General features: G+C 69.1%; 14 protein-coding genes and 1 pseudogene. 4 read left to right on the top strand and 11 right to left on the bottom strand.

The genetic code is table 11. The features are described from left to right. Nucleotides 1-185 (bottom strand): dihydroxyacetone kinase subunit DhaK (locus VFW79_RS15870; RefSeq protein WP_329678256.1); only part of this gene is annotated, 185 nt, incomplete at its 3' end. A 97-nt stretch (nucleotides 186-282) separates the two neighbouring features. Between VFW79_RS15870 and VFW79_RS15865 the strand changes: the two genes are divergently transcribed. After that, entirely contained in the window at nucleotides 283-1,044 is a 762-nt protein-coding gene (locus tag VFW79_RS15865) for a GntR family transcriptional regulator (protein WP_329678255.1), read from the top strand. Between the two features lie 28 nt (nucleotides 1,045-1,072). Here VFW79_RS15865 and VFW79_RS15860 read toward each other — a convergent pair whose 3' ends face one another. The 7 genes and pseudogenes from VFW79_RS15860 to VFW79_RS15830 all read right to left on the bottom strand — a co-directional run bounded on the left by VFW79_RS15860 (nucleotide 1,073) and on the right by VFW79_RS15830 (nucleotide 8,941). Next, nucleotides 1,073-1,759: an aspartate/glutamate racemase family protein gene (locus VFW79_RS15860; protein ID WP_329678254.1), complete on the bottom strand. Its 687-nt coding sequence runs from the start codon at nucleotides 1,757-1,759 to the stop codon at nucleotides 1,073-1,075. 108 nt (nucleotides 1,760-1,867) lie between these two features. Then, nucleotides 1,868-3,256, bottom strand: coding sequence for an MFS transporter (locus VFW79_RS15855; RefSeq protein ID WP_414648006.1), 1,389 nt, complete (start codon nucleotides 3,254-3,256; stop codon nucleotides 1,868-1,870). Between the two features lie 384 nt (nucleotides 3,257-3,640). Next, complete coding sequence (locus VFW79_RS15850) at nucleotides 3,641-4,606, bottom strand: 3-hydroxyacyl-CoA dehydrogenase family protein (protein ID WP_329678252.1); 966 nt, start codon at nucleotides 4,604-4,606, stop codon at nucleotides 3,641-3,643. 76 nt (nucleotides 4,607-4,682) lie between these two features. Next, nucleotides 4,683-5,603 (bottom strand): sugar phosphate isomerase/epimerase family protein, encoded by a 921-nt coding sequence (locus tag VFW79_RS15845; RefSeq protein ID WP_329678251.1) that lies wholly within the window; start codon nucleotides 5,601-5,603, stop codon nucleotides 4,683-4,685. 106 nt (nucleotides 5,604-5,709) lie between these two features. Then, a complete protein-coding gene (locus tag VFW79_RS15840) occupies nucleotides 5,710-6,639 on the bottom strand; it encodes an NAD(P)-dependent oxidoreductase (RefSeq protein ID WP_329678257.1) in 930 nt (309 codons plus the stop codon). A gap of 69 nt (nucleotides 6,640-6,708) precedes the next feature. Next, a pseudogene (locus VFW79_RS15835) lies at nucleotides 6,709-8,100 on the bottom strand (four-carbon acid sugar kinase family protein); the annotation flags it as partial. A 70-nt stretch (nucleotides 8,101-8,170) separates the two neighbouring features. Beyond that, nucleotides 8,171-8,941: an SDR family NAD(P)-dependent oxidoreductase gene (locus tag VFW79_RS15830; RefSeq protein ID WP_329678250.1), complete on the bottom strand. Its 771-nt coding sequence runs from the start codon at nucleotides 8,939-8,941 to the stop codon at nucleotides 8,171-8,173. Between the two features lie 209 nt (nucleotides 8,942-9,150). Between VFW79_RS15830 and VFW79_RS15825 the strand changes: the two genes are divergently transcribed. Genes VFW79_RS15825 through VFW79_RS16525 form a run of 3 tightly spaced genes read left to right on the top strand, consistent with a single transcriptional unit; the run spans nucleotide 9,151 to nucleotide 11,044 of the window. Further along, a complete protein-coding gene (locus VFW79_RS15825) occupies nucleotides 9,151-9,801 on the top strand; it encodes a TetR/AcrR family transcriptional regulator (protein ID WP_329678249.1) in 651 nt (216 codons plus the stop codon). After that, the gene (locus tag VFW79_RS15820) at nucleotides 9,798-10,757 is read left to right on the top strand and encodes an amidohydrolase family protein (protein WP_329678248.1); all 960 of its coding nucleotides are present in this window, start codon (nucleotides 9,798-9,800) and stop codon (nucleotides 10,755-10,757) included. Before VFW79_RS15825 ends, VFW79_RS15820 begins: the two co-directional genes overlap by 4 nt. An 8-nt stretch (nucleotides 10,758-10,765) precedes the next feature. Further along, on the top strand, nucleotides 10,766-11,044 hold the full coding sequence (locus VFW79_RS16525) for an amidohydrolase family protein (RefSeq protein ID WP_414648007.1): 279 nt from the start codon (nucleotides 10,766-10,768) through the stop codon (nucleotides 11,042-11,044). A 22-nt stretch (nucleotides 11,045-11,066) separates the two neighbouring features. On the opposite strand, the gene VFW79_RS15815 is transcribed toward VFW79_RS16525, so the two are convergent. From VFW79_RS15815 to VFW79_RS15805, 3 genes are all read right to left on the bottom strand, one after another. Then, the gene (locus tag VFW79_RS15815) at nucleotides 11,067-12,059 is read right to left on the bottom strand and encodes an NAD(P)-dependent alcohol dehydrogenase (protein WP_329678247.1); all 993 of its coding nucleotides are present in this window, start codon (nucleotides 12,057-12,059) and stop codon (nucleotides 11,067-11,069) included. A gap of 105 nt (nucleotides 12,060-12,164) precedes the next feature. Further along, nucleotides 12,165-12,392: a helix-turn-helix transcriptional regulator gene (locus VFW79_RS15810; RefSeq protein WP_329678246.1), complete on the bottom strand. Its 228-nt coding sequence runs from the start codon at nucleotides 12,390-12,392 to the stop codon at nucleotides 12,165-12,167. Nucleotide 12,393: 1 nt separating this feature from the next. After that, entirely contained in the window at nucleotides 12,394-12,834 is a 441-nt protein-coding gene (locus tag VFW79_RS15805) for a hypothetical protein (protein WP_329678245.1), read from the bottom strand. Between the last annotated feature and the right edge of the window lie 381 nt (nucleotides 12,835-13,215).

Below are 13,215 nucleotides of genomic sequence, written 5' to 3'. Positions count from 1 at the left end.
CACCCCGCGAACGCCGGGTAGTGCCCCGACCCACCGCCGAGGACGACGGCCACCTGACCCCGGGGCGATTCGGTCGACCGCACGACGCCCCCGTGCACCTGTTCGACGTACCGCGGGTTCGCGAGCGCAAAGCCGTGCAGGGCGTCGGCCGGGAAGTCGTTCGGGGCGTTGAGCAGGCGGGTCATGCGATCTCCTCGGTGCGACGACGCTGTCTCTATCGCGGAGCCTATAGGATGTTGGAAGCACGATCAACTGTCCACGAAGTTGGGTAACATCTCCCGCATGAACGATTCCGTGCAGCTGGGGCGCGCTCCCTCGTCCGTCCAGGTCGAGCGCCGAGTGCTTCGAGACGGGGTCTTTGACCGGCTCGTGGAGATGCTGCTGAGCGATTCGCTCGCCCCTGGCGCGAACCTCAACATCGAAGGCCTCGCCCGCCAGCTCGGCGTCTCGCCCACCCCGGTTCGCGAAGCGCTCGCGCAGCTCGAGCACACCGGCCTGGTCTCGCGTGTGGCCCTGCGCGGCTACCGCGTGTCAGCTCCGCTCACACTGGATGAGATCGGCCAGCTGAACGACGCCCGGATGATCGTCGAGCTCGGAGCGCTCGACATCGCACTCCGGCGGCGCGACACCCTCGCGCCGTTGCTCGATGCAGCGCAGCGGCGGCATCTCGATGTCGTGGCCGCGATCGCGGACTCGCCGGCTCCCGAGCACGAGGCGGAGCGGATCGCCGCCTACCGCCGTTTCTACGACGCCGACTGGGCGTTTCATCTCACGATCATGGAGCACGCAAAGAACCGGTACCTCCTTCAGATGGCCGACGTGCTGGGATCGCACATCCATCGCCTGCGCCAGTCGGTCGAGCTGGGCTTGCGCGACATGAATGAAGCGACCACGGAGCACGGGCGAATCCTTCGCGCCCTGCAGCTCGACGATCCCGCCATGACCATGCAGGCCATGCGTGAACACCTCGCGGCAGTCCGGTCACGCTCGCTCGCGGACGGTGCGGCCGAGCAGAGGCGGCATTCGACGAGCGAGAACGCTTAGCCCGGCGCCGCTCACCGGGTGCGGCCGCTCATTGCCCCAGGCCAGCGGCCGCCTGCGTACGGACGACGTGCGCGAGGTGCTCCACACCGGTGCGCGGGCTCGACAGCACTCGCACACCGGTCTCCGCTTCGAGGCGCGGGACCAGCCGCTGCATCGACGCCTGCGCGAGCACGATCACGTCGACCTCGGCAGCCAGGCTCGACGCCTGCATGGCCACCATGTCGTCGTGCCGCTCACGGTCGCCGGCCATGAGCACGTCGAACGCTCCCGGGCACAGCCTCTGGACGATCAGCGGGGTTCGACCGACGGCGGCGGCCTTGCCGGCGATCAGCTCGCCCGTCGGGCCGAGCGTGGTGGGCACAGTCGCCAGGACACCGATCCGGTCGAAGCGCGCGGCGTCGAGCGCCATGGCCTCGTCGATCTTGATCACAGGGACACGGACGGCGCGGCCGGCCGCGTCAAGCGTCGGCCCGAGGGACGAGCACGCGGAGAAGATGACGTCCGCACCAGCGGCCTCAGCCGCCCGCGCGAGGAGCACCATCCGCTCCTCGCTCCGGGCTGAGATGCCCTGTTCCCGCACGACGGTGGCGAGCACGTCGGAGTCGACGAAGTGCAGGATCTCGACACCCGGGATCAGCTCGTTGATCAGATCGGTGATCACCGGTTCGACGGTCACGAACACGAAGCTCGTGTGCAGCACTGCCACCTTCGTCATCTCGGGTCCTTTCGTCGTGCACGTCAGGTGTCGAGCGCGATCACGATCGGCGATGCCTCGCTGGACGGGTCAGTGCAACCCGTCCAGCGAGGCATGCGCACATCGCGATCAGGGAATCAACGCCACCTCAGGATCCCGGCGCTCCACCTGGACCTCGGCATCGAGAAGGTCGTCGGCCCGCGTCTTGAGCCACTTCGTGCCGTACATGAGCAGCGCGGCCAGGAACGGGAGGACCCCGAGCGCGTACACACCGGCCGAGCCGGTCGGCGAGTTGGCGAGCACGTTGACCTGGGTGCGCAGGATCGGCGCCACGAAACCGCCGAGGTTGCCGAGCGAGTTGATCAGGCCGATGCCCGCGGCGGCGGCGGTTCCGGTGAGGAATGCCGTCGGGTACGACCACGTGATCGGACCGACCGCGAGGAAGCTGGAGACCGCCAGCGTGATGAGGACGATGCCGATGACCGGCAGGTGGTTGGTCCCGGCCCAGGCCGATCCGAAGATGCACAGCCCAGTCGAGACGAACAGCCAGATGCCGAGGTTGCGGCGGCGCGTCATCGTGGTGGCCTTGCGACCGATGAAGTACGTGCTGAAGATCGCAAAGAACCACGGGATGGCGACGAGCAGGCCGACCTTCAGCCCGACCTTCTGGCCGGTCAGCTCAGCAACCTGCTGCGGAAGGAAGAACGTGACGCCGTACACGGCGATCTGCAGGCAGAAGTACACGACCGTGAAGTACCACACGCGCCCGTTGCGCAGTGCGGCCCACACGCCGCTCGGGCCGCTCTCGACCCGCACCGTGTCCTCGAGTGCCATGACGTCCAGAAGCGCCGTCTTCTCGGCTGGAGTCAGGAACTTCGCGTCCTGAGGCCCGTTGATGAGGAAGAAGAAGGCAGCGGCGCCCGCGAGCACGGCGAGCAGACCCTCCGTGAGGAACATGAGCTGCCAGCCGGCGATTCCCGGCATCTTCTCGCCCAGGTTGATGAGCATGCCTGACAGGGGGGCGCCCACCATCTGCGAAAGGGGCTGAGCAAGGTAGAAGATCGCGAAGATCTGGACCCGGACCTTGTTGGGGAACCACGCGGCGAGGAACATGATCACGCCCGGGAAGAGCCCGGCCTCTGTCACACCCAGCAGGAAGCGCAAGAAGATGAAGGACCGCTCGCCCTGCACGAACATGAAGCACGCGGCGACGATGCCCCAGGTGATGGCGATGCGTGCGAGCCAGAACTTGGCACCCACACGCTTGAGCATCAGGTTGCTGGGGATCTCGAAGATCGCGTAGCCGATGAAGAAGATCCCTGCACCCAGAGCGAACGCGCCGGCGGAGACGGCGCGATCGGTCCCCAGGCCTGCCTGCGCGAAGCCCACATTTGTCCGGTCGAGGAACGCGATCACATAGAGGATGACGAGCATGGGCAGAAGGCGTGCCACTGCTTTTCGTATCGCCGATTTCAGGACCGGCGACTCCAACAAGTCGTTGCTGGTGACGGAAGACATCAACACTCCTCTTTGAGCATCTTGTATGAATCCGGGGCAAAGCACTTCGGGGAGATCGGTGCTACGTGCCGCTCAGGTCATGAGGACGAGATAGACGCCGATGATGCAGATGATGATTCCGGCCGCGAGATAGAGGTAGCGCGTTCGGTCCAGCTTGGCTCGCCTGACAATTGCCATGGGCACAGTCCTCTCTTCAGGCTTGTCTTCACATGAGACAGTGCTGGTCGTGCGTTCGGGCGCTGGCGCTCTCCACATTGAGAGACGTTGTCGCCACACGGCGGACGGACCCGCGGAGGTCGCGCCGTCGCTGCTCGCTCACCCTGTGCCGGACCGCCCGGAGGGGACGGCACAGGGAGAAGAACCTCGAGGAGGCCTGCCTTCCGGCTACTCGCCCCGGGGTGCCGGGCCGAGCTCGCGCAGCAGGTCTCCCATGCGCGAGTACGCCTTGTTGCGGTACGCGATGAGCTTCGCCTTGGTCTCGTCGTCGAAGTCTCCGGTCAGGCCCCTGCCGTTCTTGGTGCCCTTGCGGTCCGCTGCGACGGCATCCGTGAGCAGCTGCGGGGTGGCGAGCCGGGGCCCGTACGCGTCCTCGAACGTCGTGAAGCAGTTCTTGTAGACATCGAGCCCGGCCTGGTCGGCGATGGCGAACGGTCCGAAGAACCCGAGCCGGAAGCCGAAGGTGGTGCGGACGATCGTGTCCACGTCCTCGACGGTGGCGACGCCTTCTTCGACGATGGCGGTCGCCTCCTTCAGAAGGACGTACTGGAGCCGGTTGAGCACCATCCCGGGAGTGTCGGCGACCTGCGCACCCTGGCGGCCGGCGCGCGCGAGCAGGTCCTTGACCGCATCGACGACCTCGGGCGTCGTCGCTTCGCCCGCCACGAGCTCGACACCCGGGATGAACGGGGCCGGGTTGGAGAAGTGCACGGTCAGGAATCGTTCCGGGTGCTTCACCGCGGGCGCCAGCACGCTGACGGGGATGGTCGAGGTGTTGGTGCCGATGATCGCGTCGGGTCGCGCGTGCTCGGAGATGGTGGCGAGCACGCTCTGCTTGACCTCGAGCACCTCGAAGACGGCCTCCTCGATGAAGTCCGCCTCCGCCACCGCCTCCTCGATCGGCTTGCCCGCGCTCAGGTTCGCCCGGATGACCTCGGTGCTGCCGGGCTTGTACAAGCCTTGGTCCTCGAACTCCTGCGCCTCCTGGAGAAGTCGCTCGAGTCCCTTGAGCGCGGCGGCGACATCGACGTCGGCGATCTGGACGGTGAATCCTGACAGTGCGAGGCTCTGGGCGATGCCGCCGCCCATGTATCCGGCGCCCACGACTGTCACGCTGTTGATGGTCTTGCTCATGGCTACGACTCCACTCAATTTCTTGGCGGTGCGTTGGGTTCTTGCGACGGCCCTGCGAAGATCGGGACCCCAGCCGTCAGGCGAGGGCCGACGTCAGCACCTGCTTGATGTAGTCGCGGTTCTCGGCGCAGACGCCGAGCGAGTCGCTGCCGTAGTGCTCGCAGCAGAACGGCCCTGAGTAGCCCAGCTCGAGGGCGCGGCGGATGACGTTGCGGTAGTTGATGATCCCGGTCTTGAGCGGCATCGGCGCTGACGCGTACGAGCCGGTCTGCGGGTCCTCGTCGCGGAAGTAGTTCTTGATGTGCCAGAAGTTCGCGTAGGGCAGGACCTTCTCGAACATCTCCATGAAGCCCGGCATCGGGCGGTGCAGCCGGATGAGGTTGCCGATGTCGGGGTTCAGGCCGACCGCCGGGTGATTCACGTCGGTGACGAACGAGACCGCCTCGTCCGCGGTTCCGACGTAGGTGTCCTCGTACATCTCCAGGCTGAGCTGGATGCCGTTCTTCTCGGCGTGGATGCCGAGCTCGCGGATGCGCTCGACGGCGAGCGGGCGCAGCGCCGGGTCGTCCTTGTGCCCGTCGGCGAGCCAGAACCACAGCGCCTTCTGCTGCGCGGGCGTGACGGCCTGCATGAAGCCGGTGTTGACCACCGTCGCCCCGAACTCCGGCGCCAGGTCGATCAGGCGGTGCGCCGTGGCGAGGTTGTGCTCGCCGTTCTTGACGTCGACGACGCTGTTGCGGGTCATCGAGATCGACGAGACCGCCAGGCCCTCGTCGTCGAGGGCCGTGCGGAACTCCTTGATCCGCACCTCGGACAGTGCGCCGAGGGGCACCCAGGCGTCGGTCGGATCGATGAAGTCGAATCCCAGCTGGCGGACCTGGCGCATCTGCCCGGCCCACACCGACACCGGCGCGTCCCCGATCGGGGTCCCGTCCGGTGCCGCGCTCCCGAACGACAGCATGTTGCAGGCAATGGGCCAGTCCTGTGCAGTGAACATCGTTGTTCCTTTGGTCCTCGTCGATCCGATTCCTATAGGCTATACCCTGTAGTCCTTGCGAACAAGCGGCTCCGTCGGCAGGTAGCTGACCGTTGGAGAGCCGGGTCTAGCCGGCCTGGGCGCCGCTCGACGGTGCGACGACGGTGATCACGGCCGAGTCGTCGCTCGCCCCGAGACCCCGGGCCTCCCCCAGCAGGAACAGCTGCTCGGCAGCCGCTGCGACCGGGGTCGCCAGGTGCACGGCCTTCGCAGCGCCGGTCACGATGCCCATGTCCTTCACAAAGATGTCGAGGCGGCTGCGCACCTCGGCGCCACCGTCGTCGTACGCCTGGAGCATGCGCGGCCCGCGGTCGCCGAGCATGAACGACTCGGCCGCGCCGGCGCCCAGGGTCTCCAGCGCCGCGGCGGGGTCGAGCCCGAGGGCCCGGGCGAGAGCGAGCGCCTCGGCGCCGGCTGCGATGTGCACACCGCACAGGAGCTGGTTCACCGTCTTCATCGCCTGTCCGTCCCCCGGCCGCGGCCCCATCCGCTTGAGCGTGCCGGCGAGGACCTCGAGCACCGGCAAGACCCTGCCGAAGGCCTCGTCCGTGGCACCGACGGTGATCAGCAGGGTGCCGTTGCCGGCGCGCACGGGTCCGCCGGAGACCGGCGCGTCGACGAGGTGCAGGCCGACCTCCGCGAGCTGGGCGGCGACCTGACGGACCGGCTCGATCCCGACCGTCGACGTCAGCAGGATGACCGCACCGGGCTCGAGGACAGCCGCGACGCCGTCGTCGCCGAACAGTGCGCTGTCCAGCTGTGCATAGTTGCGGACCGCCAGCAGGACGACGTCGGCCCCCCGTGCGGCCTCGCGCGCCGAGGCGGCGGCCTTGACCCCCCGCTCGGACGCCAGGGCGGCCCGCTCGGGGGTGGGGTCGTAGGCGCGCACGACGGCGTGCGGTGCGAGGCAGGTGGCCATCGGCAGCCCCATGGCGCCGAGCCCGAGGACGGCGACGGTGGTGGTCGACAGCGCAGCGGGCGTCGAGATGTTGGTCATGGTTCCTCCGTGGTTCGGGTCTTCCGGCGTGCAGGAGAGCGTGTCGACGACGTCCGCGAGCGACTCGTCGCCACCGACGTTCCCGGCGAAGACGATGAACGGGATGCCACGCGCGGGACCGTCGGACGGTTCCCACAGCGAGACGATGCCCGGCAGCATCGGGCCGCGGACCACGGCTCTCCGGATCCCGAGCCCACGGGTCGCGACGTCGGAGGAGGTGATCCCGCCCTTGGCCACGACGAACCGCGGGGGCCGAGCCGCGAGGACGGCCTGAACGACCTCGATGACCGCGGTCGAGACGCGTCGAGCGATGTCTAGCGACGAGGCGCCGTCCGCCCCGGTCACGAGGGTGCGACTCGTGCCGACCACGACATTGCCGCGAGCCAGCCCTTCGACGACGACGCGGACGACGGTCGCGAGGTGGGCGTCGCGGCGGTCGGGGTCGAGGACGTCCGCGACCGAGACCTCGACCTCGGCCGGCGCGCGCCGCTCCCGCAGCACGTCGAGCTGGCGCGTCGTCAGCGCCATGTGCGACCCGACGACGACAAGGCCGCCGGCGGAGAGCCCTCCGCGTCCGTCCGCGTGGATGCGGGCGACGTCCTGCGGGGTGAGCGGGGCGTGCACCTCCTGGCCGATGCGGGCCCGCACGAACGGCGGCCCGACGCGGTAGAGCAGGTCCTTGCCGGCACGTTCGGCGAGGTCGAGCCCGAGGGCCAGGATCCGCAGGTCGTTCTCCTCGACGCAGTCCACGACGACCGGCGCGGCGTCGGTCAAGGTCGACAGAACCTGCGCGACGGCCTCGGGACCGGCCCGCAGGACGTCCAGGGTGAGGGCGACGACGTCAGCCGCGCGGTGCCTGCCCCCGGTCTTCTCCTCGACCCACTCACGAAGGTCGGAGGAGGCGTAGCCGAACGTGGCGTCGTGGGCGAACTCCGTCTCGCCGACGGGGACGAAGCCGCGCGACACCGTCCCCGCGTAGTGCACCCCGCCCACGGTGAGGCGCCCGGCTTCGCCGAACGCGGGGACGATGACGACGGCGTCGACGGTGCGGCCCGCCTGCTCCGCAAGGCACGCCACGATCGTGTCCGTCTCGAGCGGGAAGTGGCCCCGCAGGGTGGAGTCCGACCGCGACACGAAGTCGACCGCAACACCGGTGGCCCGCGAGGCCTGCAGCGCGGCGATGACGACCTCGCGGTTGCGGTCGGCGGCGTCCACAGGGTCGAGGCTCCGCGAGTTCGTCATCACGTAGACCGCGGGCGCGCCGGTCCGCAGGGCCCATGCGAGATCGTCTGCGGACCAGCCGGTCAGGACGGGCAGGTCTGCGACGGACTGCGTTCCCGTCGGGTCGTCATCGAGCACGACCAGCACGCGGCCCGAGGCGGCCACTCGCTCGGCGATGGAGGCGGCCGGCACCCGAGCCGCCGTCGGGTATCCCTGGACGAGCTTGTCGAACGAGATCATGCCCACTCCTGTGTTGTCCGATCGTGCGTGCCGGGTCAGCCGCGTCCCGCTATATCGCTGGCGCGCCGCCTCAGTGCATGTACTTGCCGCCGTCGACCTGGTAGGTCGCGCCGGTGATGTAGCCCGCCTCCTCGGACAGGAGGAACGAGACGAGCGCGGCGATGTCCTCGGGTCGGCCGACGCGTCCCATCGGGATGTCGGCGGCCATGCCTGCCTTGCGTTCGTCGGTGAGCCGGCCACCCATGATGTCGGTGTCGATCGGCCCCGGGGCGACCGTGTTGACCGTGATGCCGAACGGGCCGAGCTCGCGCGCCGCGCCGCGGGAAAGCCCGAGCACGGCGGCCTTCGCTGCCGCATAGGCACCCTTCGAGAAGGTGCCCCCGCCGTCGAATGCCGTGATGGAGGAGGTGTTGACGATGCGGCCGACGCCGGTCGTGACCATGCGCCGGGCCGCAGCCTTGAGCATGAGGAACGATCCGGTCGCGTTCACCGCGAGCACCCGGTTCCACTCCTCGAGCGAGAGGTCGAGAAGGGGCGTGGGGCAAGGGATGCCGGCGAGGTTCACCAGGCCCACGACGGCCGGCAGCTGGGCATCGATGATCGCGAACGCCGCGTCGACTGATTCGGCCGAGCTGATGTCTGTGGGGATGGCGACCACGTCGTCGACGCCTTCTGCCTCGAGCTGCTTCGCGAACTCGTTGATCCCGAGCTCGTCGATGTCGATCAGGGCAAGGCTCCAGCCCTCCGATGCGAGCCTTCGGGCCACGACTCGCCCGATGCCGCGCGGGGCACCGACCCCGGTGACGATGGCGGTCCGTTCGGTGGGGAACTCAGCAGACATTCGTGCATCTCGATTCGTTGCGTCGAGGCTCAGGCGCGGCTCGGTCTCGCCCGTCATCCTTGACAGTGGCGGCTCTCACGACGAACTCCGTCGCCGGAGATCTTCGATGCTATAGGATCTATGCCGACAGAGCAACGAGGTGCGCAGAGCGCACTTATGCCCGGCGGGCATGATTGCTCACTAGGCATGCATCGGCTATGGTCTGCCGCATGGACGTAGACACGGCGGGCTCGGGGCGGCGCGAGCGCAAGAAGTTGACGACGCGGCAGCAGCTCGCGCGGGCGGCGCTCCGTCTGGCTGTCGAGCGGGGACCAGCCAACGTCCGCCGCGAGGAGGTCGCCGACGCTGCCGACGTGTCGCTGCGGACGTTCAACAACTACTTCTCCTCGAAGGAGGAGGCGATCGTGTCGCTCGCGGTGGATCGTGCCGCGACCATCGCACCCGCACTGCTCGCGCGGCCCTCAGAGGAGTCCCTCGCCGACGCGCTCACTGCCGCCTTCGTCGCGCAGTACACCGGCCGAGCAGAAGCCGACGAGGAGTGGACCGCGCAGATTCGAGTCATCGTGAGAACCCCGGCCTTGCGAGGGGCATACCTCGCAGCGCTGGAGGGCATCGAGGACTCTGTCTCGAGAGCCATCGCGGCACGAGCCGGAGCCGATCACGAGCGTGACCTGCGTCCCAGGGTGCTCGCGGCAGCCGCATGCAGCGCCGAACGTGTGGCCATCGACTGCTGGCTCGACTCGGATGGGGCGATCGCACTGCTCGACGTCCTACGGCAAGCCCTCTCCGTAGTCCTGCCGTCTCCGCGTGCCGAGGGATCCGGCTTCCCGGACCTGACGACCACCGGAGGTGTGCAATGACGACCGAACACTCTCGGACCCTCGTCTTTCGCGACGTGCGGGTCTTTGACGGCGCAGAAGTTCTCCCGCGCCAGGATGTGATCACCCAGGACGGGATCGTCGTCCAGGTGCGCCCCACCGGTTCGCAGATCCCCGAGGGCGACATTGTCGACGGGACCGGTCGCACGCTGCTGCCGGGCCTGGTCGACGCCCATCTTCATCTCCCACCATCTCCCGAGGCGGCGCTGCGTCAGCTCCTGGAGCTGGGCGTGACGACTGTGTTCGACATGTTCAGCGGCGGGGAGGTTCTCGACTCGATCAACCGCATCGCGGCCACCGACCCGCCTCATCTTGCCTCTCCCTTCACCTCCGGCACCGGCGCCACCGCGCCCGGCAGCGCCCTCGAGAAGATGACCCGACAACCGCTCCCGACCGTCAGCCATCCGCGCGACGCTGCTGCGTGGGTCGATGCACGACTTCGCGAAGGCTCCGACTACGTCAAGATCATCTACGACGATCGTGAGGGTGGTCGCCTGGACCTCAGCACGCTGAAGGCGCTGATCGAGGCCGCCCACCACCGAGGCGCTCGTGCCGTCGTCCACGCGATCACGGAGCAGACGGCTCGCGAGGCCATCACCGCCGGCGCCGACGGACTTGCGCATCTGTTCATCGGACCCGATGTCAGCCCGGACTTCGGTGCGTGTGCCGCCGACCACGACGTCTTCGTCATACCAACCCTCGGCGTTCTGCGCGGCATGTGCGGCGAGCGGCCGAACCTCGCTCTTGCCGCAGACCCGAGACTCGCGCGCTACGTCGACGTGCGACCCCCGGTCCCCGTGCGACCGGCAGACGCGACCCGCAGTCACCTGTACAGCGCGGCCACCGCCGCGCTCGCGCAGCTTGTCACCGCTCACGTCCGTGTTCTTGCCGGCACCGACACGGGGATCCCGACCGCTGCTCTCGGAGTCTTCGCCTAGGGGCGACCCTGCACGGCGAGCTTGACGACCTGGTCAGGGCAGGACTCAGTCCCGTGCAGGCGTTGATCGCCGCGACATCTGCCCCGGCCGAGGCCTTCGGGCTTGCGGATCGCGGCTTCATCCGACCTGGCATGCGCGCCGACCTCCTTCTCGTCGATGGCGACCCGACGTGTCTGATCACCGCGACGCGCGACATCGTCGGGGTCTGGAAGCAGGGTTGCGCCCGATCCGAGACTCGGGTACGTGGCGGCGGTCGAGGCTGTAGTGGTGCGCTCCCCCCGTCTTGACCTCAGGGTGGGCGGTGCCGGGTCAGGGGACGAGAACCACGGTGCCGCGCTTGTGCCGGGAGTCGATGAGCCGGTGGGCCTCCGCGGCGTCGGCCAGAGGGTAGGTGCGGTCCACGACGGGCCGGATGCGGCCCTCCACCGCCAGTCCGATCAGGACCGTCATGTCGGCCGCCTTGTCCGTCTGGGGCCGCAGGCCGGTGAAGGCGAGCCGCACGCGCCGCCTGGTCCCTCTCGTCAGCAGGCTCTGCACCGCCGCGACCGGGCTGGGCGCCGTCGTCAGGTACACGCCGCCGGGGCGAAGCGCCCGCCGGCAGCGCCGGAAGGAGCTGGTCGCCACCGTGTCGAAGACGACGTCGTACGCGCCGCGTGCAGCCGTGAAGTCCTCGGCCGTGTAGTCGATCACCTCGGCGGCCCCGAGCGATCGCACCAGCTCGGTGCTGCGGCCGCTGCACACCCCCACCACCTCGGCGCCGAGGTCCGCCGCGAGCTGCACCGCGCTGGCCCCCACGCACCCGGACGCGCCGTTGATGAGCACGCGCTGACCGGGCAACAGCCGGGCCTGGTCCCGCAGGAACGGGAGCGCAGTGAGGCCGCCCTCGGTGACCCCGACCGCGTCGGGCAGCGTGAGCCCGTCCGCTACCCGGGCGATGCCCACGGCCTGCAGACAGACGTACTCGGCGTACGCCCCCATCCGGGCGCCGGTCGCGCCGACGACCCGCTCGCCCACGGCGACAGCTGTGACGCCCTGCCCGAGCGCGACGACGACGCCGGCCACCTCGCTGCCCAGGATCAGGTTCCTGGGGTGCAGCAGCCCGCCCGCGAGGCGCGCGATGGCCGGCCGCGCAGCGCGCAGGGCGGCGTCGGCGGCGCTCGCGGCGACCGCTCCGACGCGTACGAGCACTTCGCCGGGCCGCGGGGCGGGTACGGGCACCTGCTCGGGGTGCAGCACCTCGGGCGGGCCGTAGCGGCGGTGCACGGAGGCCGTCATCGTGGGCGGGAGGGGTTCGGTGGTCATGGCGGGCTCCTTGGTGAGGGTGTGCGGGATCACGGCCGCGAGGTGCTCCTCGCGTGCCGGGCGCCTGCGGAGGTGGTTCGGGTGGATGCAGTCAGGCGGGTGCGGTCAGTGCTCGCCGACCTCGGGGTAGGTGAAGGCCTGGTCGAGCCCGACGCCGAAGACGCGGGCGATCTGGAACGCCACCTCGAGCGACGGGGAGTACCTGCCCTGCTCGATGGCGATGACGGTCTGGCGGGTGACGCCGATGCGGCGGGCCAGCTCGGCCTGGGTCATGTCGCCGTGCGCTGCTCGCAGGTCGCGGACGGAGTTTGTGATCCGGGTGGGCTTGACCACGTCAGAAGCCCCGGCGGTACATCACGAGCTTGACCGCGGTGCCGACCACAGCGGCGAGCGCGGACACCGCGTAGATGGAGTTCGCGATCCAGAAGTAGTCGGCCTCGATCAGGGCCAGGGCGAGTGGCAGGAGCACCCCGAAGCCCACAACCATGCCCGTCACGTAGTCCCCGGACCGGGCGATCTCCTTGTCCCGCACGTCGGCAGTGGTGCCGTCGCCCGGCCGGACGATCTCCACCACGGTGCGCCCGACGATGGTGACGGCGATCGAGATGCCGAGGGACCACAGCAGCGGTGCGACGTAGTCGGCATCGGCCAGCGCACCCCCGCCCGCACGGCCGAGGACCACGGCGACGTAGCCGGCGAACGTCGCGACAACGGCGACGAGGTAGACCCAGGCGCCTCTCTCCTCGTACGACACCGCGACCGCCCCATCCCTCAAGTCGAGAATCTTTGACATCTCGAAGGTACGGCGGGCGTGCATGGATGTCAAGAATTTGTGACATCTCCCTGCGAGTCGACACCAGTCATCCGTGAGGTCCACGGCCGGTCCGGTCCGGTCCGGTCCCCTCGTTGCCCACGCGGGGCACTGGAAGCCGGTCGGCCACCCAAGCAAGGAGCGGTGCGAGCCCGGTGCCGGCACATCCCGGAGGTCGATCTCGAAGTCGTTCTCGAAGCACGTTGGAAGTTCCCGACAAGCACGCCCAGCTGGCCCGGTGGGTGCGGACGACGTGCTGGCGCTTGCGTCGCAATCCTGCGCCGGGGCGGTCTCGGGGGTTGGCGAAACGCCGGGGGCTGCGGCTCAGCCCGTGTTCTGCAGGCC

This window comes from Cellulomonas sp. (assembly GCF_036279715.1).
Lineage (GTDB): Bacteria > Actinomycetota > Actinomycetes > Actinomycetales > Cellulomonadaceae > Cellulomonas_A.
The sequence above is the reverse complement of the archived record's forward strand: the minus strand, read 5'-3'. Positions and strand labels throughout refer to the sequence as shown.

Bases quoted from the DNA above. Each gene is read 5' to 3' on its own strand.
- VFW79_RS15865 (WP_329678255.1), top strand. From the start codon at position 283: ATGAACGATTCCGTGCAGCTGGGGCGCGCTCCCTCGTCCGTCCAGGTC.
- VFW79_RS15860 (WP_329678254.1), bottom strand. From the start codon at position 1,759: ATGACGAAGGTGGCAGTGCTGCACACGAGCTTCGTGTTCGTGACCGTC.
- VFW79_RS15855 (WP_414648006.1), bottom strand. From the start codon at position 3,256: ATGTCTTCCGTCACCAGCAACGACTTGTTGGAGTCGCCGGTCCTGAAA.
- VFW79_RS15850 (WP_329678252.1), bottom strand. From the start codon at position 4,606: ATGAGCAAGACCATCAACAGCGTGACAGTCGTGGGCGCCGGATACATG.
- VFW79_RS15845 (WP_329678251.1), bottom strand. From the start codon at position 5,603: ATGTTCACTGCACAGGACTGGCCCATTGCCTGCAACATGCTGTCGTTC.
- VFW79_RS15840 (WP_329678257.1), bottom strand. From the start codon at position 6,639: ATGACCAACATCTCGACGCCCGCTGCGCTGTCGACCACCACCGTCGCC.
- VFW79_RS15830 (WP_329678250.1), bottom strand. From the start codon at position 8,941: ATGTCTGCTGAGTTCCCCACCGAACGGACCGCCATCGTCACCGGGGTC.
- VFW79_RS15825 (WP_329678249.1), top strand. From the start codon at position 9,151: ATGGACGTAGACACGGCGGGCTCGGGGCGGCGCGAGCGCAAGAAGTTG.
- VFW79_RS15820 (WP_329678248.1), top strand. From the start codon at position 9,798: ATGACGACCGAACACTCTCGGACCCTCGTCTTTCGCGACGTGCGGGTC.
- VFW79_RS15815 (WP_329678247.1), bottom strand. From the start codon at position 12,059: ATGACCACCGAACCCCTCCCGCCCACGATGACGGCCTCCGTGCACCGC.